Source organism: Bradyrhizobium sp. 1200_D9_N1_1, assembly GCF_052075915.1.
GTDB classification, from domain to species: domain Bacteria; phylum Pseudomonadota; class Alphaproteobacteria; order Rhizobiales; family Xanthobacteraceae; genus Bradyrhizobium; species Bradyrhizobium diazoefficiens.
In genome coordinates, this window is the sequence record NZ_CP197226.1 from 8,340,094 (window position 1) to 8,361,139 (window position 21,046).

The window sequence follows — 21,046 nt, forward strand, 5'->3', positions numbered from 1 at the left end:
GGCCGAACCGGGCGTCCGCCCTAAAAAACCCTCGCTGACGCGTTAGCCGCGCGTCCGACGGGACGACAACGGTCATTGAAGGAGACGAAAGATGGCAGTCCGCGTTGGAATCAACGGTTTTGGTCGTATCGGCCGCAACGTCCTGCGGGCGATTGCAGAGTCCGGCCGCAAGGATATCGAGGTGGTCGGCATCAACGACCTCGGCCCGGTCGAGACCAATGCCCATCTGCTCCGTTTCGACAGCGTTCACGGCCGCTTCCCCGGCACCGTCACCGTCGACGGTGATTCGATCAGCCTCGGAGGCGGCAAGATCAAGGTGACCGCCGAGCGCGATCCCTCGAAGCTGCCCTGGAAGGATCTCGGCGTCGACATCGCGCTGGAATGCACCGGCATCTTCACCTCGAAGGACAAGGCCTCCGCACATCTGACCGCCGGCGCCAAGCGCGTGCTGGTCTCCGCGCCCGCCGACGGCGCCGACGCCACCATCGTCTACGGCGTCAACCACGACACGCTGACCAAGGATCACCTGGTCGTCTCCAACGGCTCCTGCACGACGAACTGCCTCGCGCCGGTCGCCAAGGTCCTGAACGATCTCGTCGGCATCGAGACCGGCTTCATGACCACGATCCACGCCTATACCGGCGACCAGCCGACGCTCGACACCATGCACAAGGATCTCTATCGCGGCCGCGCGGCGGCGATGTCGATGATCCCGACCTCGACCGGCGCCGCCAAGGCGATCGGCCTCGTGCTGCCGGAACTGAAGGGCAAGCTCGACGGCGTCGCGATCCGCGTGCCGACCCCGAACGTCTCGGTCGTCGACCTCAAGATCATTGCCAAGCGCGCCACCGACGTGAAGGAAATCAACGCGGCGATGAAGCGCGCCTCCGAGCAGCAGCTCAAGGGCATCCTCGGCTACACCAATGCGCCGAACGTCTCGATCGACTTCAACCACGATCCGCACTCCTCGACCTTCCACGAGGACCAGACCAAGGTGCAGAACGGCACGCTGGTGCGCGTGATGTCCTGGTACGACAACGAGTGGGGCTTCTCGAACCGCATGGCCGACACCGCGGTCGCGATCGCGAAGGTGATCTAACTCCGCAGCGGTTTCGTCATTCCGGGATGGTCCGTAAGGACCAGACCCGGAATCTCGAGATTCTCAGGTGCGCAACTGCGCACCAGGGTTCGCGCTAAGCGCGCCCCGGAATGACAGTCCAAATGGTTGAGGCCATCCCATGGCGAACAAATTCCGCACCCTCGACGACGTCGACGTGAAGGGCAAACGCGTGCTGCTGCGCGTCGACCTCAACGTGCCCATGGAGAACGGGCGCGTCACCGACGCAACCCGGCTCGAGCGCGTCGCGCCGACCATCACCGAGCTCGCCGACAAGGGCGGCAAGGTGATCCTGCTCGCGCATTTCGGCCGGCCGAAGGGACGCGATGCCAAGGAGTCGCTCAAGCCCGTCACCGAGGCGCTGTCGAAGGTCCTGAACAAGCCCGTCGCGTTTGCCGACGACTGCATCGGCGAGCCCGCGGCCACGGCCGTGGCGGCACTCAAGGACGGCGACATCCTGTGCCTGGAAAACACCCGCTTCCACAAGGAAGAGGAAAAGAACGATCCCGCCTTCGTCGCGGAATTGGCCAAGCTCGGCGACATCTGGGTCAATGACGCGTTCTCGGCCGCGCACCGCGCCCACGCCTCGACCGAAGGCCTCGGCCACAAGCTGCCGGCCTATGCCGGCCGCACCATGCAGGCCGAGCTCGATGCGCTGGAGAAGGCGCTGGGCTCGCCGACCAAGCCGGTCATCGCGATCATCGGCGGCGCCAAGGTCTCGACCAAGATCGACCTGCTCGAAAACCTCGTCAGCAAGGTCGACGCGCTGGTGATCGGCGGCGGCATGGCCAACACCTTCCTGCACGCCCAGGGCGTCGGCATCGGCAAGTCGCTGGCCGAGAAGGATCTCGCGCCGACCGCGCTGCGCATCATCGAGAAGGCGGAAGCCGCCAACTGCGCCATCATCCTGCCGGTCGACGCCACCGTCGCCTATCATTTCGCGGCCAACGCGCCGTCCCACGCCTACGGCCTCGATGCGATCCCGGCCGACGGCATGATCCTCGACGTCGGCCCGCAATCGGTCGCGCGCGTGCACGCGGCGATCGACGACGCGGCGACGCTGGTCTGGAACGGGCCGCTCGGCGCCTTCGAGATGCAGCCGTTCGACCGCGGCACGGTCGCGGCCGCCAAGCACGCCGCCGAGCGCACCAAGGCGAAAAAGTTGATCTCGATCGCGGGCGGCGGCGACACCGTCGCGGCCCTCAACCAGGCCCACGTGGCCGGTGACTTCACCTATGTCTCGACCGCCGGTGGCGCATTTCTTGAATGGATGGAAGGCAAGCCACTGCCCGGCGTCGAGGTCCTGCGCATCAAGTAGTCAGTCGACAAGTAGCTAGCGGGCCCTGAAGGCCCAAACCGGAGAAAAAGACACATGGCTCGGATCACGTTACGTCAATTGCTCGACCATGCGGCTGAGAACGATTACGGCGTACCGGCCTTCAACATCAACAACATGGAGCAGGCGCTGGCGATCATGGACGCCGCCAACCAGGTCGATGCGCCCGTCATCATCCAGGCCTCGCGCGGTGCGCGCTCCTACGCCAACGACGTCATGCTCAAGCACATGATGGACGCGGTGACCGAGATCTACCCGCACATCCCGGTCTGCGTGCATCTCGACCACGGCAACGAGCCGGCGACCTGCATGACCGCGATCCAGGCCGGCTTCACCTCGGTGATGATGGACGGCTCGCTCAAGGCCGACGGCAAGACCCCCGGCGACTGGGGCTACAATGTCGGCGTCACCAAGACCGTGACCGACATGGCCCATCTCGGCGGCATCTCGGTCGAGGGCGAGCTCGGCGTGCTCGGCTCGCTCGAGACCGGCATGGGCGACAAGGAAGACGGCCACGGCGCCGAAGGCAAGCTCAGCCACGACCAGCTCCTGACCAATCCGGACGAGGCCGTGAAGTTCGTGCAGGAGACCAGGGTCGACGCGCTCGCGATCGCGATGGGGACTTCCCACGGCGCCTACAAGTTCACCCGCAAGCCGGACGGCGACATCCTCGCCATGAAGGTGATCGAGGAGATCCACCGCAAGCTGCCGAACACGCACCTCGTCATGCACGGCTCGTCGTCGGTGCCGCAGGACCTCCAGGACATCATCAACACCTATGGCGGCAAGATGAAGCCGACCTGGGGCGTGCCTGTTACCGAGATCCAGCGCGGCATCAAGAACGGCGTGCGCAAGATCAACATCGACACCGACAACCGCATGGCGATGACCGGCCAGATCCGCAAGGTGCTGAAGGACAATCCGGAAGAGTTCGACCCGCGCAAGTACCTGAAGCCGGCGATGGAAGCGATGACCAAGCTGTGCAAGCAGCGGCTCCAGGAGTTCAACACCGCCGGCCAGGCCTCCAAGATCAAGAAGGTCCTGACCACCGCCGAGATGGCCAAGCGCTACGCCAAGGGCGAGCTCGACCCCCGCGTCGCGTAGCGATCGCGCGGTGGCGTAAGGCCTCCGGACACACCCTCCCGTCATTCCGGGACACGCGAAGCGTGGGCCCGGAATCCATAACCACAGCCTGGGGTTATGGATTCCGGGCCTGCGCCTTTCGGCGCATCCCGGAATGACAGAGAACCCCCTTACCCCTGCGACGAACGTTAACTCGGCATTTGCCCGAGAACGGTCTATTTTCACGGGCAAGGGCAGAATCGTTTTGGGAGGACCTCTCGATGGATCTGACTGAGCTCAACAGGATCGCGACCGCCATGGTCGCGCCCGGCAAGGGCATCCTTGCCGCCGACGAATCCTCCGGCACCATCAAGAAGCGCTTCGACGCGATCGGCGTGGAATCGACGGAATCGAACCGGCGCGACTACCGCGAGATGCTGTTCCGATCCAGGGAAGCCATGAGCCAGTACATCTCCGGCGTGATCCTCTATGACGAGACGATCTGGCAGGATGCAAAGGACGGTACGCCCCTGGTCAAGCTGATCGAGAGTAGCGGCGCCATCCCGGGCATCAAGGTCGACGAAGGCACGCAAGGCTTGCCGATGTGCCCCGGCGAGCTCGTCACCGTCGGGCTCGACAAGCTCGCCGAGCGGCTGAAGAAGTATTACGAGCGCGGCGCGCGCTTCGCCAAATGGCGCGCGGTGATCGACATCGGCAGCGGCATTCCTTCGATGACGGCGATCAGCGTCAACGCCCACGCACTGGCGCGCTATGCCGCGCTGTGCCAGGCCGCGCAGATCGTGCCGATCGTCGAGCCGGAAGTGCTGATGGACGGCGATCACGACATCGACCGCTGCTATGAGGTCACGCAGCGCGTGCTCAACAAGACGTTTCAGGAATTGCGCGTGCAGCGCGTCGCGCTCGAAGGCATGGTGCTGAAACCGAACATGGCGATCTCAGGCAAGAAGTGCGCGAAGCAGGCCCCCGTCGAGGAGGTCGCGGAGAAGACGATACGGCTGCTCAAGGCCTGTGTGCCGGCGGCGGTGCCCGGCATCGCCTTCCTCTCCGGCGGCCAGTCGGACGAAGAGGCAACCGCGCATCTCAACGCCATGCACAAGCTCGGCCCGCTGCCCTGGGGCCTGACCTTCTCCTACGGCCGCGCGCTCCAGGCCGCGCCGCAGAAGGCATGGTCCGGCAAGGCCGAGAACGTCGCGGCCGGCCAGCGCGCCTTCAGCCATCGTGCACGAATGAACGGCCTCGCCTCCAAAGGCGAATGGCAAAGCAGCCTGGAAAAGAAAGCGGCCTAGACCTTGTCGAACAAATCGCCTCCGCCGCGCCCGGCGCCGCGCCTTTATCTCGCGACGCCTGTTGTCGATGACCCGGCTTCGCTCGTCGCCGAGTTGCCGGGCCTGCTCGCCGCCGCCGACGTCGCGGCCGTGCTGGTGCGGCTGAAGGAGACCGACCAGCGCACCATGATCTCGCGCATCAAGGCACTCGCGCCGCCGGTCCAGAAGGCCGGCGCCGCGCTGCTGATCGACGGCCATGCCGAACTGGTCGCGCGCGGCGGCGCCGACGGCGCGCACCTGCCCGGCATCGCCGCGCTGAAAGAGGCGCTGCCATCGCTCAAGCCCGATCGCATCGCCGGCGTCGGCGGGCTGACGACACGGCACCATTCCATGGATGCGGGCGAAATTGGCGCGGACTATTTGCTGTTCGGCGAGCCCGATGCAAAGGGCCAGCGTCCGTCGTCCGAGGCGATCGCCGAGCGGCTGGACTGGTGGGCCGAGCTGTTCGAGCCGCCCTGCGTCGGCTTTGCGACCTCGCTGGAAGAGGCCTACGACTTCGCCGCCAGCGGCGCCGATTTCGTGCTGGTCGGCGAGTTCGTCTGGGCCGATCCGCGCGGGGCCAAGGCCGCACTGATCGAGGCCGACGCCACGATCAAGAAGGCCCATGCGGCTGCGCTCGCAAGCCAAAATCCCGCGGGCGAGCACGGCTAGCGCCCGACATGAAGCTCCCGCGCATCACCATCCTGGCCACGCTGCTGCTCACGGTGCCCGCGGCCGCGCAACTCCAGATCACGCCGCCGGCCACGACGCCGAGCCCGCCGGCCGAGAAGCAGAAAGCCAAGCCGCCCCCCAAGAAGAAGGAGGCCGCGCCGGCACCGAAGCCGTCCGCCTCCCCCAAGCCGGCGCTGCCCGCGACCGTGATCCCGGCGCCTCCGACCGACAATTCCAATGTCGACCTGGTGTTCGGCGCCTACCAGCGCGGCCAGTACAAGACCGCGTTCGAGCTCGCCACCGCCCGCGCCCAGGCGGGCGATCCCAAGGCGATGACCATGCTGGGCGAGCTCTATTCCAACGCCATGGGCATCAAGCGCGACTACGCCAAGGCGCTCGAATGGTACAAGCGTGCGTCCGACGCCGGCGACCGCGAGGCGATGTTCGCGCTCGCCATGATGCGCATCGCCGGCCGCGGCGGCCCGGTCGACAAGGGCGAGGCGGTGAAGCTGATGGCTTCCGCCGCCAAGCTCGGCGAGCCCAAGGCTGCCTATAACCTCGCTTTGCTCTATCTCGACGGCCAGACCCTGCCGCAGGACGTCAAGCGTTCCGCCGAGCTGCTGCGGCAGGCGGCGGACGCCGGCCTGCCCGAGGCGCAATACGCGCTGGCGACCTTCTACAAGGAAGGCACCGGCGTGCCGAAGGACCCGGAACGCGCTGTGCGGCTGCTCCAGGCGGCCTCGCTGACCGACAATGTCGATGCCGAGGTCGAATATGCCATCGCGCTGTTCAACGGCACCGGCACGCCGAAGAACCAGCCGGCGGCCGTCGCCCTGCTCCGCAAGGCGTCCCGCCAGGGCAGCGCGATCGCGCAGAACCGCCTGGCCTGGGTGCTGATCAACGGCATGGGCACGCCCGTGGACAAGGTCGAGGGGTTCAAATGGCACCTGGTGGCCAAGACCGCCGGCAAGGGCGATCCGGAGCTCGACAAGCAATTGTCCGATCTGCCGGCCGAGGACCGGGCCAAGGCCGAGGCCGCCGCCAGGAAATGGCTCGGCGCCAAATGACCTGACGCAATGACTTGACGTTGGGCCCCGCACAGGGCACCCAATCCCCCAAACAGGCGCGTTTTCGCGCCATTTCCCCGATCAAGACCGGAAGCTCATGCTGTATTCCGCCACTATCAACGTCATGGTCAAGGCCGCGCGCCGCGCCGGCCGCAGCCTCAAACGCGATCTCGGCGAGATCGAACATCTCCAGGTCTCGCTGAAGGGACCGGCGAATTTCGTCTCGCTCGCCGACAAGCGCGCCGAGGAGATCCTCTACCAGGACCTCGCCAAGGCGCGGCCCGGCTACGGCTTCATCGGCGAGGAAGGCGGCACCCGCGAGGGCACCGACAAGAGCCACACCTGGATCGTCGATCCGCTCGACGGCACCACCAACTTCCTGCACGGCATCCCGCAATTTGCGATCTCGATCGGCCTCGCCCGCGAGGGCACGGTGATCGCCGGCGTGATCTACAACCCCGCCAATGACGAGCTCTACATCGCCGAGCGCGGCAAGGGCGCCTTCCTCAACGACCAGCGCCTGCGCGTGGCCGGCCGCCGGCAGCTCAACGAATGCGTGGTGGCCTGCGGCCTGCCCCATATCGGCCGCGGCGACCACGAGGAATTCCGCCGCGAGATGACCGCGATCCAGGACCGCGTCGCGGGCCTGCGCCGCTTCGGCGCCGCCTCCCTCGACCTCGCCTTCGTCGCCGCCGGCCGCCTCGACGGCTACTGGGAGCGCAACCTGCAATCCTGGGACATCGCCGCCGGCATGATCATGGTGCGCGAGGCAGGCGGAACGGTGAGCGACATCGACACGACAGGCGATGCGCTGGTGACCGGGCACGTGGTGTGCGGGAATGAGTTCGTGCACGGGGAATTGGTGAAGATTTTGCGGAAGCCTGCGTAGCGCGCCGCCCCCCACGTGGTCATTCCGGGGCGCGCCTCTTGGCGCGAGCCCGGAATCCATTGATCCGAGTCAATGGTGGCGCGATGGATTCCGGGTTCGCGCGATGCGCGCCCCGGAATGACAGTTTGCCCTATAGCTTCACCGGCGCCGGCGGCCCGTAGGCCTCGCCCTCCGCCGCCACCTTCTCCCGATCACCCGCCAGCACGCGCTGCACGGAGACGAAGAACACCGGCACCATCAGCAGCGCCAGGATCACCACCGCGATCATGCCGCCCATGACGATGCTGCCGAGCGCCTGCTGGCTGGCGCCGCCGGCGCCGTGGGCGATGGCCATCGGCAGCACGCCGCAGATGAAGGCAAGGCCGGTCATCAGGATCGGGCGGAAGCGCAGGCGGCAGGCCTCGATGGTCGCGTCCACCAGCGGCTTGCCTTCTTTGCGCAGATCCTTGGCGAACTCGATGATCAGGATCGCGTCCTTGGCCGCGAGCCCGATGATGGTGATCAGGCCGACGGTGAAATAGACGTCGTTGGGCAGGCCGCGCAGCATCGCCGCGATCACGGCGCCGACGATGCCGAGCGGCACGGTGAGCAGCACCGCGAGCGGAATGGTCCAGCTCTCGTAGAGCGCGGCGAGGCACAGGAACACCACGAACACCGAGAGCGCGAGCAGGAACGGCGCCTGCGAGCCCGACAGCTTCTCCTGGAGCGACTGGCCGGTCCATTCATAGCCGAAGCCGCGCGGCAGCTTGCCGGCAAGGCGCTCCATCTCGGCGATGGCGTCGCCCGAGGTAAAGCCGGGCTTGGCCTCACCGGAGATGCGCACCGCCGGGTAGTAGTTGAAGCCGGCGATCTGTGTCGGGCCGCGTGCCCACTCCACCGTGGTGAACGACGAGAACGGCACGAGCTGGCCGCGGCTGTTCTTGACGTTGTAGTTGAGGATGTCCTCGGTGCGCATGCGGTCGCGGGCGTCGGCCTGCACCACGACGCGCTGCATGCGACCGCGGTTCGGGAAGTCGTTGATGTAGTTCGAGCCGAGATTGGTCGAGATGGTGTTGTTGATGTCCTCGAAGGTGACGCCGAAGGCGCCGGCCTTCTCGCGATCGATCACGAGATTGACCACGCCCGCCTCGGGCAGGCCCTCGACATAGACTTTCTGCAGCACCGGGCTCGCATTGGCTTCCGCGATGAGCTGGTCGGCGGCGCGCATCAGGGCCGGATAGCCCTTCTGGCCGCGGTCCTGGAGACGGAACGAGAAGCCCGAGGAGTTGCCGAGATTGTCGATCGGCGGCGGCTGCAGCGCGGAGATCTTCGCATCGCGGATCGACGACGACAGATCGCGGTTGATGTCGGCAACGATCGCGGCGGCCGACTCCTTCGGCCCACGCTCCGACCAGTCCTTCAAGGTGATGAAGGCCTGCGCGGTGTTCATGCCCTGACCGGAGAAGCTGAAGCCGGTGAGGAAGGTGACGTTGTCGACGCCCGGCCGCTGCGCCAGATATTTTTCCACCTTCTCGATCACGGCTTCGGTGCGGGCGTAGGACGAATCCGACGGCGTCTGCACGTCGGTGGTGACGAAGCCCTGGTCGTCGACGGGCAGGAAGCCGCCTGGCAAGTTGACGAAGGCCCAGGACAGGCCGACGAGCAGCGCGACATAGACCAGCATCAGCCGGCCGGTGCGCTTCAGCGAGAAGCCGACGGTGCGGGAATAGCCTTCCTTGCCGCCTTCGAGCATGCGGTTGAACCAGCCGAACACGCCCTTCTTGGCGTGGCCGTGACCGGCCGCGACGGGCTTGAGCAGGGTCGCGCACAGCGCCGGCGTCAGCGACAGCGCGAGGAAGGCGGAGAAGCCGATCGCGGCCACCATGGTCACCGAGAACTGGCGGTAGATGATGCCGACCGAACCGGGGAAGAACGCCATCGGCACGAACACCGCCATCAGCACCAGCGTGATGCCGATGATGGCGCCCGATATCTGCGACATCGCCTTGCGCGTCGCCTCCTTCGGCGGCAGCCCCTCCTCGCTCATGATGCGCTCGACGTTCTCGACCACGACGATGGCATCGTCGACGAGGATGCCCACGGCAAGCACCATGCCGAACATCGAGAGCATGTTGATGGAGTAGCCGGCGAGCAGCAGCGTGGTGCAGGCGCCCAGGAGCGCCACCGGCACCACGATGGTCGGAATGATGGTGTAGCGGATGTTCTGCAGGAACAGGAACATCACCACGAACACCAGCACCACGGCTTCGACCAGCGTCGACAGCACCTTCTTGATCGAGGCCTCGACCACGGGCGTGATGTTGTAGGGGATCTCGTAGGAGATGTTGGCCGGGAAAAAGCGCGACAGCTCCTTCATCTTCTCTTCGACCGCGCTCGCGGTCGCCAGCGCATTGCCGGTCGGCGACATCAGCACGGACAGGCCCGCGGTCGGCTTGCCGTTCAGGCGCGTATTGAACTGGTAGCTGAGGCCGCCGACCTCGATGCGCGCGACGTCGCGCAGGCGCACGGTCGAACCGTCGGCATTGGCGCGCAGGATGATGGCGCCGAATTCATCGGGGGACGAGAGCTGGCCCTTGACCAGCACCAGCGCGGAGGTGCGCTGGGTCGACGTCGACGGCTCGGCGCCGATGCTGCCCGAGGCGACCTGCGCATTCTGCGCCGATATCGCCTTGTTGACGTCCTCGGCGGTCAGTCCATAGCCGACGAGCTTGGCCGGATCGACCCAGACGCGAAGCGAGCGCTCGGTCGAATACAGCGTGGCGCGGCCGACGCCGGGGATGCGGCGGATCTCGCCGAGCACGTTGCGGATCATGAAGTCGCCGAGGCCGACCTCGTCGAGGCTGCCGTCGGTCGAGTTCAGCGTGATGATCTGGAGCACCGCGCTCGAGGCTTCCTCGATCAGAATGCCCTGCTGGATCACCGCGCGCGGCAGCCGCGCCTCGACGCGCTTGATGCGGTTCTGCACCTCGACGGACGCCGCGCTGGTATCCGTGCCGGGCTGGAAATTGGCGATGATCTCGACCTGGCCGAGCGAGTCGCTGGTCGATTCGAAATTAAGGATGCCGGAGGCGCCGTTGAGCTCCTCCTCGATCAGGCGCGTGACGCTGTTGTAGAGGTTCTCCGGCGAGGCGCCGGGATAGCTGGTCGAGATCGAGATCGAGGGCGGCGCGATGATCGGGTATTGCGCGATCGGCAGCAGCGGCACCGAGATCGCGCCGATCAGACAGATGAACAGCGCCACGACCCAGGCGAAGATCGGCCTGTCGATGAAGAAACTCGCCATGGCACGTTACCGCGTCAGCTTCTGGGCGTGACGGTTGTCCGCGGTCGCGTCCGCCTCCGACCAGGATTGCGGCTTGACCTTGTCGCCGGCCGCGAACTTCTGGAAGCCTTCGACCACGACCTTGTCGCCGGCCTTGAGGCCGTCGGTGACGAACCAGATGCCGTCCTGCACCGAGCCGGTGCGGACCGGCTGCACCGCGATGCGGTTGTCGTCCTTGACGACGAACACCTCGCTGCCGCCGCCGCCATTGCGCTGGATCGCCTGCTGCGGCACCGCGATGGCGTCGCTATCGAGGCCCTGGTCGAGCCGGACGCGGACATACATGCCCGGCAACAGCTCGCGCTTCGGATTGCGGAACTCGCCGCGCAGCGTCACCTGGCCGGTATGGGCGTCGACCTTGGCTTCAGAGAACAGCAGCTTGCCGTCGAGCGAATAAAGGGTGTTGTCGTCGAGCACGAGGCGCACCTTGACGGCATCGGCCTCGATGCGATCGAGATCGCCGCTCTCGAAGGCGCGGCGGAGCTGGTTGAGCTCGTTCACCGACTGGGTGAAGTCGGCATAGATCGGATCGAGCTGCTGGATGGTGGCGAGGTTGGTCTCGTTCTGCACGGCGAGCGCGCCTTCGCTGACGAGCGCTGCACCAACCACGCCGTCGATCGGCGCGCGCACGGTGGCATAGTCGAGATTGAGCTTGGCACGCGCGAGGTCGGCCTTGCGGCCCTCGACCTCGGCATGGGCCTGGCGTTCGGCGGCAACCGCCTTCTCGTTCTCGGCTTCGGGCGCTGCACGCTGGCTGGTGAGCGTGGCGATACGGTGCGCCTGCTGCTTGGCCTGCATCAATCCGGCTTCGGCCTTGGCGACCGCCGCCTCGTTGGCCATCACCTCGACCTCGAACGGACGCGGATCGATGCGATAGAGCGCATCACCCGCCTTGACCTCGCTGCCCTGGCGGAACAGGCGCTCGACCACGATCCCGGAGACGCGCGGCCGCACATCGGAGACGCGCGTCGGCGCGATGCGGCCGGGCAATTCGCGCACCACGGCGCGGGCTTGCTGCTTGACGACGACGATGCTGACGTCAGGATCGGCAGGCTGGGCGGCGGACACGGCCGAGCTGGATTCCTCGCAGCCCGCGAGCAGCGGCGCAAAGGCCGCGAGCATCATTGCAACGCATGCCGATCGCGCACGAAGTCCTGACATGAAGTTAAGTGCCCCGAAGTTGTTGAAACTGGTCACGCTCCGCGCGGGCCCGTTCTGGGCAAATCACGCGCGGCTGATGTCGTCAAAATAGAATGCGCCTGCTGCGATGCAACGCGTGGCGCGGGCGGCCCAATGTCACATGACCTATCGTGCTGAGTTCAGGTCACTTTCCGGCTCTCACCGGATTGTGAGTCGAGTTCCATCGCCGCGCGCTGCGACAGAACATCGCAATCAAACGTTTCGAGCCGGGACGTGCGTTCACGAGGGCGCAAACGACATTCAGCTACTGACGGCCAAGCGGAAGTTTTGCGATCAATCATAGCATCACCGCTCGTGACCCGAAGCGGTCCTGCACGCGGATGGCGCGTCGTCGCATGCGCCATCCGCTCCCACAATAGATCTCTTGCGAAGAAACGAGCCTTAAGCTTTCAGGTCGGTGATCCGCATAATCGCGACCACATTCCCGTCGTTGTACGCCTGTTCTTTTGTTTCCTTGTTGCAGGTCCAGACAAAATTCTTCTTGCCCGTAAAGGTCTTTCCCTCCTGCTCAAGCCGAAGCTCCCCTTCGGTGACATGGCAGACCATGGCATTCATCATCGGGGGGCCCATGGTCTTCGACCCCGGCTGCATAATGATATCGCGCATTGAGACGGTCTTAAAACCTGGGATCAGGGATGGTGTTTCGCCTTCATATTCACGCACCACGACACCTGGCCAAGGCGTCGTATCCTTGTAGCTTGTGGCTTGAGCGGCCGCTGGCTTGACCATGGCAGCCGAAACTGCAGCCAACCCGATTCCCAGTGCGGACCTTCGATTGACCTTGCTCATTGCTTTCCTCCCGACATTACTCGAACGAGCCGCCGCAAACGCAGCGCGCAAAGTTCGTGGTGAACGGTGGTGCGAGACCGAAAAAAGAACGGTCTCTAAGAGGAGTGTGCCTGCCGATAGCACCCGTGCTCTCGTTTGCCCGGACGGTGATTTCGGCACGTCCCGCTTCAAGGGGCAGCGACATTCTACGTCACCTGACGCATCCGGGAAACAGGTGGCGTCGCACGAAGACACTGCGGCCCCCTAGGAATGTCTGGAATTGGCCCCAATTCGGACCTCGGATGAGGTCCGCCATCGCGCCGCTATGGGGGCACAGCGGACCTCATGCATGCGCTGGGCACGCGGGACTATGAGACCCCCTCATCCGCCGCCTTCATCCGGTAGTGACTGACGCCCCATTCCGTTCCGCCGGCGTAGCCGAACAGGCCCGATGTCGCGAGGAAAAACCAGCGCCAGCGCCGCATCCACAAGGCGGTCTCGTCGCCATGGACGTTGCGCAAGGAAGCCTCGATCGCGTCGCGATGGGCATCGAAATTGGCGAGCCAGTCGTTGGCGGTGCGCTGATAATGCGTGCCGCTCCAGCACCATTCCTTCTCGACCGTGAAGATGTCGTCGAATTGCCTGACGAGGTGATGGCTCGCCATCAGCCCGCCGGTGAAGACGTGCTGCGCAATCCAGTCCTCGCGATTGGCCCGGTCGAACAGATGGGAGCCGGAACGATGGGTAACGATGTGCATGAACAGGCGCCCCTCGGGCGCGAGCCATGACCGCAGGCGCGTCATCAGCTTGCGCCAGTTCATCACGTGCTCGAACATCTCGACCGAGACGATGCGGTCGAACTGGCCCTCGGGCGCGAACACGTTCATGTCGGCGGTGACCACGCGCAGGTTCAAAAGCCCGCGCAGCCGCGCCTGCTCCTCGACATAGGCCCGCTGGCCTTGCGAGTTCGACACCGCCGTCACCTTGGCATGCGGAAACTGCCGCGCCGTCCAGAGCGACAGCGAGCCCCACCCGCAGCCGAGCTCGAGGATGGTCTGCCCGTCGGCGAGACCGGCATGCGCGACGGTCTGGCGCAGCGCCTCCTCTTCCGCCTCCCGCAGGGTGGTCGCATCGGTCGTGTAGAAGCAGGACGAGTATTTGCGGTTGGGGCCGAGCGCCTGCGCGATGAAGGATGCGGGCGCCTCGTCGTGCCCGGCATTGGCGGCATCGACGTCCTCGGCGATCGGCCGCAGCATCATCCGCCCGGCGAAGGCGGCCTCGTCGTCCGCGCCGAGGGCGGAGATGCGGGTCGCCGTCCGCGAGCACAGACGCTGGATCGCGGCGCGGATCACGACATCAGGCAGCGGCACGCGTTCGGCAGTCCCGATGATCGCGGAAACGACGCTCATGCGGCCACTCCCCTGGTCATGTCTGGTTCGGGACGCGGAAGAAGCAACGGGCAGGTTCGGGCGTTGCCGCCCGGCCGGATGCAGGCGAACGCCATCAGGACCGCGAGCAACGGCGCGATGACGTCCAGTCCCCCGAGATCCGTCACCATGCAAAAAATCCGACCTAAGCCTGCGGATTGCCGAAGTTTTGCAAAATACGTCCTTATCAAAGCGCGGTTTCGGCTTTGGGTTCCGGAAGCTCTCCACGGAATCCGCGCATCCGGCGCTTTTTTTGGGCTGGCGCTGTGCCATAGTGCGCGCCGCAAGCAAGCTTTCGTAACGGATGACACCGGACATGCCGTCAGGCGCCTCGCCCCGCTCCCCCATGGACATCGAATACACCAAGCTATCCTCGCCCAGCGTCTTCCTGGTGCGGATGCTGGTCTTCCTGGTGCTCTGCGCACTGGTGGGCGTGGTGCTCTACAAGCAGATCATCCAGGCCTTCTTCGCCAATCCGGGCCTCAACGCCCTGATCGGGGCGGTGCTGTTCATCGGCATCGTGCTGGCCTTCCGCCAGGTCATCCGGCTCTACCCAGAGGTGTCCTGGGTCAATAATTTCCGCATCGCCGATCCCGGCCTTGCCCCGGCCCGGCACCCCAAGCTGCTGGCGCCGATGGCCATGATCCTGGGCGGCGAGCGCACCGGGCGGATGACGATCACCCAGACCACGATGCGGCACCTGCTCGATTCGATCGCGACCCGCCTCGACGAGGCCCGGGACATCTCCCGCTACATGACCGGCCTGCTCGTCTTCCTCGGCCTGCTCGGCACCTTCTGGGGCCTGATCGAGACCGTCGGCTCGGTCGGCAAGGTGATCGACGGGCTCAAGGTCGGCGGCGATTCCGGGGCGCTGTTCGACACGCTGAAGGAGGGCCTCGCCGCCCCGCTCGGCGGCATGGGCATCTCGTTCTCGAGCTCCCTGTTCGGCCTCGCCGGCTCGCTGATCCTCGGCTTCCTCGACCTGCAATCGAGCCAGGCCCAGAACCGCTTCTACACCGACCTCGAGGACTGGCTCGCCACCACCGTGCGCGAATATGGCCGCGGCGAAGTGACCGTGGCCGCCACCGGCGGGGGTGTTGCCAGCGGCGAGCTTCAGGCGGCCGTCGAGCGGCTGCGCTCCGTGCTGGAGGAAGGCAGCGCCAGCCGCGGCACCACGGCGGCGATGGCGAGCCTTGCCGAAGCCATCCAGGCGCTGGTCTCGCACATGCGCACCGAGCAGCAGATGATCCGCGAATGGGCCGACGGCCAGGGCGAGCAGAACCGCGAGATCCGGCGCCTGCTGGAGCGGCTCGCGCGCCAGCCCGAGAAGGGTTAGCGACATGGCTCTAGCGCGCGGCCGCCGCAGCGACGGCGCCTTCAACTACTGGCCCGGCTTCGTCGACGCGCTGTCGACGCTGGTGCTGTCGATCGTGTTCCTGCTGTCGGTGTTCCTGGTCGTGCAGTTCTTCCTGTCGCAGGAGGTGAGCGGCAAGGACAAGGCGCTGGAGCAGCTCAACGCCAAGATCGCCCAGCTCAACGAGCTGCTCTCGCTAGAGAAGCTCGGCAAGCTCACGCTCGACGACCAGGTCTCGCAATTGAAGGCCGGCCTCGCCTCGGCGGAGTCCGAGCGCGACCGCATCAAGGGCCTCTATGACGGCCTGGCTGCCGCCGGCAACGACGCGCAGGGCAAGTCCACCGAACTCGGCAAGGCGCTGGACTCGGAGAAGGCGGTCTCGGCGCGGGCGCTGGCGCAGATCGAGGTGCTGAACCAGCAGATCAGCGCGCTGCGGCGGCAGCTCGCCGCGCTGGAAGAGGCGCTCGACGCCAGCGAGAAGCGCGACAAGGAATCGCAGAACCGGATCGCCGATCTGGGCTCTCGCTTGAATGTCGCCCTGGCGCAGCGCGTGCAGGAATTGTCGCGCTACCGCTCGGAATTCTTCGGCCGGCTGCGCGCCATCCTCGGCAACCGCCCCGACATCCGCGTCGTCGGCGACCGCTTCGTATTCCAGTCCGAAGTGTTCTTCGACACGGGCCAGGCGACGCTCCTGCCAGAGGGGCGCGCCGAGCTCGACACGGTGGCGAACGCGCTGATCGAGCTCGACAAGAAGATCCCGGCCGAGATCGCCTGGGTGCTGCGCGTCGACGGTCATACCGACGTGCGCCCGGTGAGCGGTGCGAGCTTCAAGTCGAACTGGGACCTGTCCGCGGCGCGCGCGATCTCGGTGGTGCAGTACCTGATCTCGCTCGGCGTGCCGGCCCAGCGCCTCGTCGCCGCCGGCTTCGGTGAATTCCAGCCGCTCGACACCGCCAACACGGAGGACGCCTACAAGCGCAACCGCCGCATCGAGCTGAAGCTGACGGAGCGGTAGTGAGCGCCCTCCACCTCCGCCCCTATCGCGCCGAGGACGAAGCCGCCGCCATCGACCTCTGGCATCGCACCTGGCAGCAGGCCTACCCGCAGATCAACTTCGCGGCGCGGCTGGACTGGTGGCGCGAGCGCTGGCGCAAGGATCTGGTGCCGAAGGCCTCGATCGTGGTTGCGGAAGCGGACGGCGCGCTGACCGGCTTCGTCACCATCGACGGCGAGGGCTATCTCGACCAGCTCGTGGTCGATCCCGCATCCTGGGGCTCGGATGCCGCGCGGCTGCTGGTGGAGGAAGCCAAGCGCCTGTCACCTTCTGGTGTCACGCTGCTCGTCAACAAGGACAACACGCGCGCGATCCGCTTCTACGAGCGCAACGGCTTTGCGCATGCCGGCGACGACGTGAATCCGACCTCGGGACGGCCGGTGCTGAAGATGGTGTGGAGGCCGTAGGCGCGCGCCAATCTCTCCGGCGTCGTCCCGGCGAAGGCCGGGACCCATACCGCGTGATCTATCGATAGGCGCAGGTGACCGTACCGTGAGAGGACTCTTCACTACGAGTCTTCGACAAACTTCTTCTTGGGGTTATGGGTCCCGGCCTTCGCCGGGACGACACCGAATTTAGGGCAGCCGGCGGGTGTCTCGCTCGTCACGCCCCCTCGAACTGCAGCCTCGCGAGCCTCGCATAGAGCCCGTTCGCAGCCACCAGCTCGGCATGCGTGCCCTGCTCGACGATCTTGCCCTGGTCCATCACCAGGATGCGGTCGCAGGAGAGCACGGTGGCAAGCCTGTGGGCGATCACCAGCGTGGTGCGGTGCTTCATCAGCTCTTCGAGTGCGGTCTGAACCAGCGTCTCGCTTTCGGCGTCGAGCGCGGAGGTGGCTTCATCGAGCAGCAGCAGCGGCGCATCGCGCAGGATCGCGCGCGCGATCGCGATGCGCTGGCGCTGGCCGCCGGACAGCGTCACGCCGCGCTCGCCGAGCGGGGTGTCGAAGCCTTCGGGCAGGCGACGGACGAACTCGGCGGCATGCGCGAGCTCGGCGGCGCGCTCGACCTCGGCGTCGGTCGCATCGGGCCGGCCGAAGCGGATGTTCTCGCGGGCACTCGCGGCAAACACGTTCGATTCCTGCGGCACCAGCGCGATGCGGGAACGGAAATCACGGGGATCGGCGGACCTGACCGGCACGCCGTCGAGCGAGATCGCGCCGCTGCGCGGATCGTAGAAGCGCAGCAGCAGATGAAAGATCGTGCTCTTGCCGGCGCCGGAGGGACCGACGATCGCGACCTTCTCGCCGGGCCGCACGGTGAACGACACGGCGTCGAGCACCTTGACGTCGAGCCGTGCCGGATAGGCGAAGCTGACCTGGTCGAACCCGACCTCGCCGCGCGCCGGCACCGGCAGCGCGCGCGGTGAGGCGGGCGCCTTGATGTCGGGCTGCACATGCAGGATCTCGAACAGCCGCTCGGCAGCGCCTGAGGCCGCCGAGACTTCGCCCCAGACCTCGCTGAGCTGGCCGAGGCCGGCGGCCGCGAACGCGGCATAAAGCACGAACTGGCCGAGCCGGCCCGGCGAGATCGCGCCGGTGAGCACGTCATGCGAGCCGATCCAGAGGATCGCGACCACGCTTGCGAACACGATGAAGATGATGATGGCGGTGAGCACGGCGCGCGCCTGCGTCGAGGTGCGCGCGGCTTCATAGGCTTGCTCGACCTCGCCGCCGAAGCGCTTCGCAGCCAACCCTTCGCTGGTATAGGCCTGCACGGTGCGGATCGCGCCGACCAGCTCGCCCGCATAGGCGGAGGCCTCGGCGAGCGTGTCCTGCGCATTGCGCGACAGACGCCGCACCCAGCGCCCGAAGGCGACCAGCGGCAGCACGATCAGGGGAATGGCCAGCAGCACGAAGCCCGACAGCTTCGGGCTGGTGATGACCATCATCGCCACCGCGCCGAAGAACATCATCAGGTTGCGCAGCGCGATCGACACCGAGGCGCCGACGGCGGATTTGAGCTGGGTGGTGTCGGCGGTGAGCCGCGAGATCAATTCGCCGCTGCGCGCGGAATCGAAGAAGGCGGGCGACAGCGACAGCAAATGAGCGAAGACATCGCGCCTGAGGTCGGCGACGATGCGCTCGCCGATCGTCATCACGAGGTAGTAGCGCGCGGCGCTTGCCAGCGCGAGCACGGCGACGACCGCGATCATCACCGAGAAGTAGCTGTTGATCAGCTCGATGCCCTCAGGCGTCAGGCCGAAATCGATCATCCGGCGCACCGCGACCGGCACCAGCAGCGTGGTCAGCGCGGCGATCGTGAGCGCGACGAAGGCGAGCGCGGCCCGGCCGCGATAGCGGGCCACATAGGGCGCGAGCGCGAGCAGCGGCCGCAGCTTGGCGCGGCCCTTGGCGGGCTGCTCGATCAGCTCGGCTTCGATGGACGGGGCCTCAGGCGGCGCGGCATCGCGCTCGTCGCGGTACTGGTCGTCAAGCCGTTCCACAGCGCTCATGAGATCGGACCCAGGGAGACAGATGTGCTCCACATAGGCCGGTGCGGGGGGAGTGGCAAATCCGGGATGTCCCTTAGGGGACGGCCCGGTTCTCCTTTGCCCACAATGGCTTGTTTTGAAGGGTCCGCTGGGGTATAGAGCCGGCCAAATCCGTCATTCGATAGCCACTCAAGCAAGGCGCAGGTCGCCCTAGGAATTGCCATGAAAGCCGAAATTCATCCAGATTATCATACGATTAAGGTCGTGATGACCGACGGAACCGAGTACCTGACCCGCTCCACCTGGGGCAAGGAAGGCGACACGCTGAACCTCGACATCGACCCGAAGTCGCACCCGGCCTGGACCGGCGGCAACGCCCAGATCATGGATCGCGGCGGCCGCGTCTCGCGCTTCCAGAAGAAGTTCTCGGGCTTCCTCAAGAAGGATTGATCCGGCCGTTTCGGCCGCGACGAAAAACGCCCCCGGGAGACCGGGGGCGTTTTTGTTTCTTCCGGCTGTCATTCCGGGGCGCGACGAAGTCGCGAGCTATGATGCGCAATTGCGCATCTGAGAATCCATAACCACGGTCGGGAGTATGGATTCCGGGCCCGCGCCAAGAGGCGCGTCCCGGAATGACGACCGAGATTGTCGATAGAGCTTACCGCTCGAACGCGGCCTTCAGCGCGTTGAGGTGCGGCACCAGCGGGTTGCCGATCGCGATGTGCTCGGCCGGCGGGGTGTGGATGGTGGTGTCGAGGCGGCGCACGCGGGTCTGCAGGCTCATCGAGCGATGGATCAAATCCTGCAGCTGCGAGGGCAGCTTCTCGATGGTGTCGGCGGGACCGGGATCGGCCGCGCTGAGCTTGACCTTGGTCTTCTCGCGGTTGGCCTGGACCAGCGTCATCTCGCCTTCCTTCACCGCGCGGTGCAGCAGCAGCCAGGAGGCGAGCTGCATCAGGCGGGTGGTGAGGCGCATGCTCTCGGTCGCATAGGTGAGGCTGACGGCGCGATCGAGTGCCTTGGCCTCGGTGCGGCCGGCGCCGTCGAGATAGGCGGCGGTCTCTTCGACGAGGTCCATGCCCTCGCGGAACAGCGTGCCGAACGCAGCCGAATTGGTGAACCGCTCGCTGAGTTGAACGAGAGCGCCGTCGGCTTGCAAACGTTCCATGGTTAACGCCCCTTACGCAACTGTTTACCTGTCCGGCTTTGCGCCGGCTTTATGATGAACAAATCATTGCGCGGGCGGGACGCGGAGTCCAGCGACAAGCTCGGATATGGTTTCCGCGGGTCTTTCCTTGGAATTCAACCGCAACGAGACGCAAAAAAGAGCCGCCGGAAGACCGGCGGCTTTGAAAGTTGATAACAGGGAGGCGTCAAACAGAGTGGACAGGAGCCACTCGGTGTCCAAACGAGGACAGTTCCAGTCATAAAGCCGAAAGCTTAATCGACGGTAAACGAGCGAATTTTTTGAGGGTTCGTTAGCCATGTCGGTCAGTGGCCGAGTGCACTGCGGAACAAACTCCCCCTCGTCATTCCGGGGCGCGACGAAGTCGCGAGCTATGATGCGCAATTGCGCATCTGAGAATCCATGACCACGAGCGGATGAGGCGACCCGGCTCTGTCAGCCTGCCCCCTGCAAAAGCCTGTGGTTATGGGCTCGGCGCTATCGCGCCGCCCCGGAATGACGACGAGGAGAGTTCGGGCGCCACGTCCTGGACACGAGAGTGGAGCGACAGCCGCTACGACTTGAAAATGCTGTTCGCCGCGTCGCGCGAGGCGCGCTTCTTGGCGGCGGCTTCCTCCAGCCTTGCGATCTCGGTCTTGAGCAGGGCGACGCGCTCGGTCAGTTCCTCCACGGACAACAGTGAGAGATCCTGTCCGATTTCATGCGTGATCTTCTTGCGCGGGCGGTCGTCGTCTTCCGTCGCCATGATCGTTCCTCCTGCGTTCGCACCGGGCACACGGCTGAGGCGGTTGCCAGTTCGGACCGCGCTGGCTAAGCAATGGCCTCGTTTCCTCC

Annotated in this window: 19 protein-coding genes; 11 read left to right on the top strand and 8 right to left on the bottom strand. The window is 65.9% G+C overall.

The features are described from left to right. The first annotated feature begins 91 nt into the window (after positions 1 to 91). The 7 genes from gap (at position 92) to AB5K84_RS39425 (ending at position 7,468) form a co-directional block, all read left to right on the top strand. Positions 92 to 1,099: a type I glyceraldehyde-3-phosphate dehydrogenase gene (gene gap, locus AB5K84_RS39395; protein ID WP_011084339.1), complete on the top strand. Its 1,008-nt coding sequence runs from the start codon at positions 92 to 94 to the stop codon at positions 1,097 to 1,099. Between the two features lie 139 nt (positions 1,100 to 1,238). Then, positions 1,239 to 2,435 carry a phosphoglycerate kinase gene (locus AB5K84_RS39400; RefSeq protein ID WP_011084338.1) on the top strand — a complete coding sequence of 399 codons (1,197 nt, stop codon included), beginning with the start codon at positions 1,239 to 1,241 and terminating at the stop codon, positions 2,433 to 2,435. 54 nt (positions 2,436 to 2,489) lie between these two features. Further along, positions 2,490 to 3,557, top strand: coding sequence for a class II fructose-bisphosphate aldolase (gene fba, locus AB5K84_RS39405; protein WP_011084337.1), 1,068 nt, complete (start codon positions 2,490 to 2,492; stop codon positions 3,555 to 3,557). A 239-nt stretch (positions 3,558 to 3,796) separates the two neighbouring features. Continuing rightward, entirely contained in the window at positions 3,797 to 4,822 is a 1,026-nt protein-coding gene (locus AB5K84_RS39410; protein WP_011084336.1) for a class I fructose-bisphosphate aldolase, read from the top strand. Between the two features lie 3 nt (positions 4,823 to 4,825). After that, a complete protein-coding gene (locus AB5K84_RS39415; RefSeq protein WP_038965390.1) occupies positions 4,826 to 5,512 on the top strand; it encodes a thiamine phosphate synthase in 687 nt (228 codons plus the stop codon). Between the two features lie 8 nt (positions 5,513 to 5,520). Continuing rightward, positions 5,521 to 6,579: a tetratricopeptide repeat protein gene (locus tag AB5K84_RS39420; RefSeq protein ID WP_011084334.1), complete on the top strand. Its 1,059-nt coding sequence runs from the start codon at positions 5,521 to 5,523 to the stop codon at positions 6,577 to 6,579. A gap of 97 nt (positions 6,580 to 6,676) precedes the next feature. Beyond that, positions 6,677 to 7,468 (top strand): inositol monophosphatase family protein, encoded by a 792-nt coding sequence (locus tag AB5K84_RS39425; protein WP_011084333.1) that lies wholly within the window; start codon positions 6,677 to 6,679, stop codon positions 7,466 to 7,468. Positions 7,469 to 7,598: 130 nt separating this feature from the next. Here AB5K84_RS39425 and AB5K84_RS39430 read toward each other — a convergent pair whose 3' ends face one another. The 5 genes from AB5K84_RS39430 to AB5K84_RS39450 form a co-directional block, all read right to left on the bottom strand. After that, positions 7,599 to 10,751: a multidrug efflux RND transporter permease subunit gene (locus tag AB5K84_RS39430; RefSeq protein ID WP_011084332.1), complete on the bottom strand. Its 3,153-nt coding sequence runs from the start codon at positions 10,749 to 10,751 to the stop codon at positions 7,599 to 7,601. Positions 10,752 to 10,757: 6 nt separating this feature from the next. Next, entirely contained in the window at positions 10,758 to 11,951 is a 1,194-nt protein-coding gene (locus AB5K84_RS39435; protein WP_011084331.1) for an efflux RND transporter periplasmic adaptor subunit, read from the bottom strand. A gap of 420 nt (positions 11,952 to 12,371) precedes the next feature. Beyond that, a complete protein-coding gene (locus AB5K84_RS39440; RefSeq protein WP_038965389.1) occupies positions 12,372 to 12,779 on the bottom strand; it encodes a hypothetical protein in 408 nt (135 codons plus the stop codon). Positions 12,780 to 13,126: 347 nt separating this feature from the next. Beyond that, positions 13,127 to 14,167, bottom strand: a complete 1,041-nt coding sequence (locus AB5K84_RS39445) for an SAM-dependent methyltransferase (RefSeq protein WP_038965388.1) — start codon at positions 14,165 to 14,167, stop codon at positions 13,127 to 13,129. Then, positions 14,164 to 14,316 (bottom strand): hypothetical protein, encoded by a 153-nt coding sequence (locus tag AB5K84_RS39450; protein ID WP_162494056.1) that lies wholly within the window; start codon positions 14,314 to 14,316, stop codon positions 14,164 to 14,166. The genes AB5K84_RS39445 and AB5K84_RS39450 overlap by 4 nt, the downstream gene beginning before the upstream one ends. A gap of 185 nt (positions 14,317 to 14,501) precedes the next feature. Here AB5K84_RS39450 and AB5K84_RS39455 point away from each other — a divergent pair, with 185 nt between their 5' ends. The 3 genes from AB5K84_RS39455 to AB5K84_RS39465 are packed head-to-tail and all read left to right on the top strand — an operon-like array spanning position 14,502 to position 17,000. Next, positions 14,502 to 15,521 (top strand): hypothetical protein, encoded by a 1,020-nt coding sequence (locus tag AB5K84_RS39455; protein WP_038965387.1) that lies wholly within the window; start codon positions 14,502 to 14,504, stop codon positions 15,519 to 15,521. A gap of 4 nt (positions 15,522 to 15,525) precedes the next feature. Next, entirely contained in the window at positions 15,526 to 16,554 is a 1,029-nt protein-coding gene (locus AB5K84_RS39460) for a peptidoglycan -binding protein (protein ID WP_011084326.1), read from the top strand. Beyond that, positions 16,554 to 17,000: a GNAT family N-acetyltransferase gene (locus tag AB5K84_RS39465; protein WP_011084325.1), complete on the top strand. Its 447-nt coding sequence runs from the start codon at positions 16,554 to 16,556 to the stop codon at positions 16,998 to 17,000. The genes AB5K84_RS39460 and AB5K84_RS39465 overlap by 1 nt, the downstream gene beginning before the upstream one ends. 196 nt (positions 17,001 to 17,196) lie before the next feature. Here the strand turns inward: AB5K84_RS39465 and AB5K84_RS39470 are convergent, their stop codons facing one another. Continuing rightward, positions 17,197 to 19,047, bottom strand: a complete 1,851-nt coding sequence (locus AB5K84_RS39470; protein ID WP_028173455.1) for an ABC transporter ATP-binding protein/permease — start codon at positions 19,045 to 19,047, stop codon at positions 17,197 to 17,199. A 201-nt stretch (positions 19,048 to 19,248) separates the two neighbouring features. Here AB5K84_RS39470 and rpmE point away from each other — a divergent pair, with 201 nt between their 5' ends. Further along, positions 19,249 to 19,476: a 50S ribosomal protein L31 gene (gene rpmE, locus AB5K84_RS39475; protein WP_011084323.1), complete on the top strand. Its 228-nt coding sequence runs from the start codon at positions 19,249 to 19,251 to the stop codon at positions 19,474 to 19,476. Between the two features lie 208 nt (positions 19,477 to 19,684). On the opposite strand, the gene rcdA is transcribed toward rpmE, so the two are convergent. Both rcdA and AB5K84_RS39485 read right to left on the bottom strand, forming a co-directional pair. Continuing rightward, a complete protein-coding gene (rcdA, locus tag AB5K84_RS39480) occupies positions 19,685 to 20,194 on the bottom strand; it encodes a protease adaptor protein RcdA (RefSeq protein ID WP_011084322.1) in 510 nt (169 codons plus the stop codon). A gap of 571 nt (positions 20,195 to 20,765) precedes the next feature. Next, a complete protein-coding gene (locus tag AB5K84_RS39485; RefSeq protein WP_011084320.1) occupies positions 20,766 to 20,957 on the bottom strand; it encodes a DUF1192 domain-containing protein in 192 nt (63 codons plus the stop codon). Positions 20,958 to 21,046: the final 89 nt, after the last annotated feature.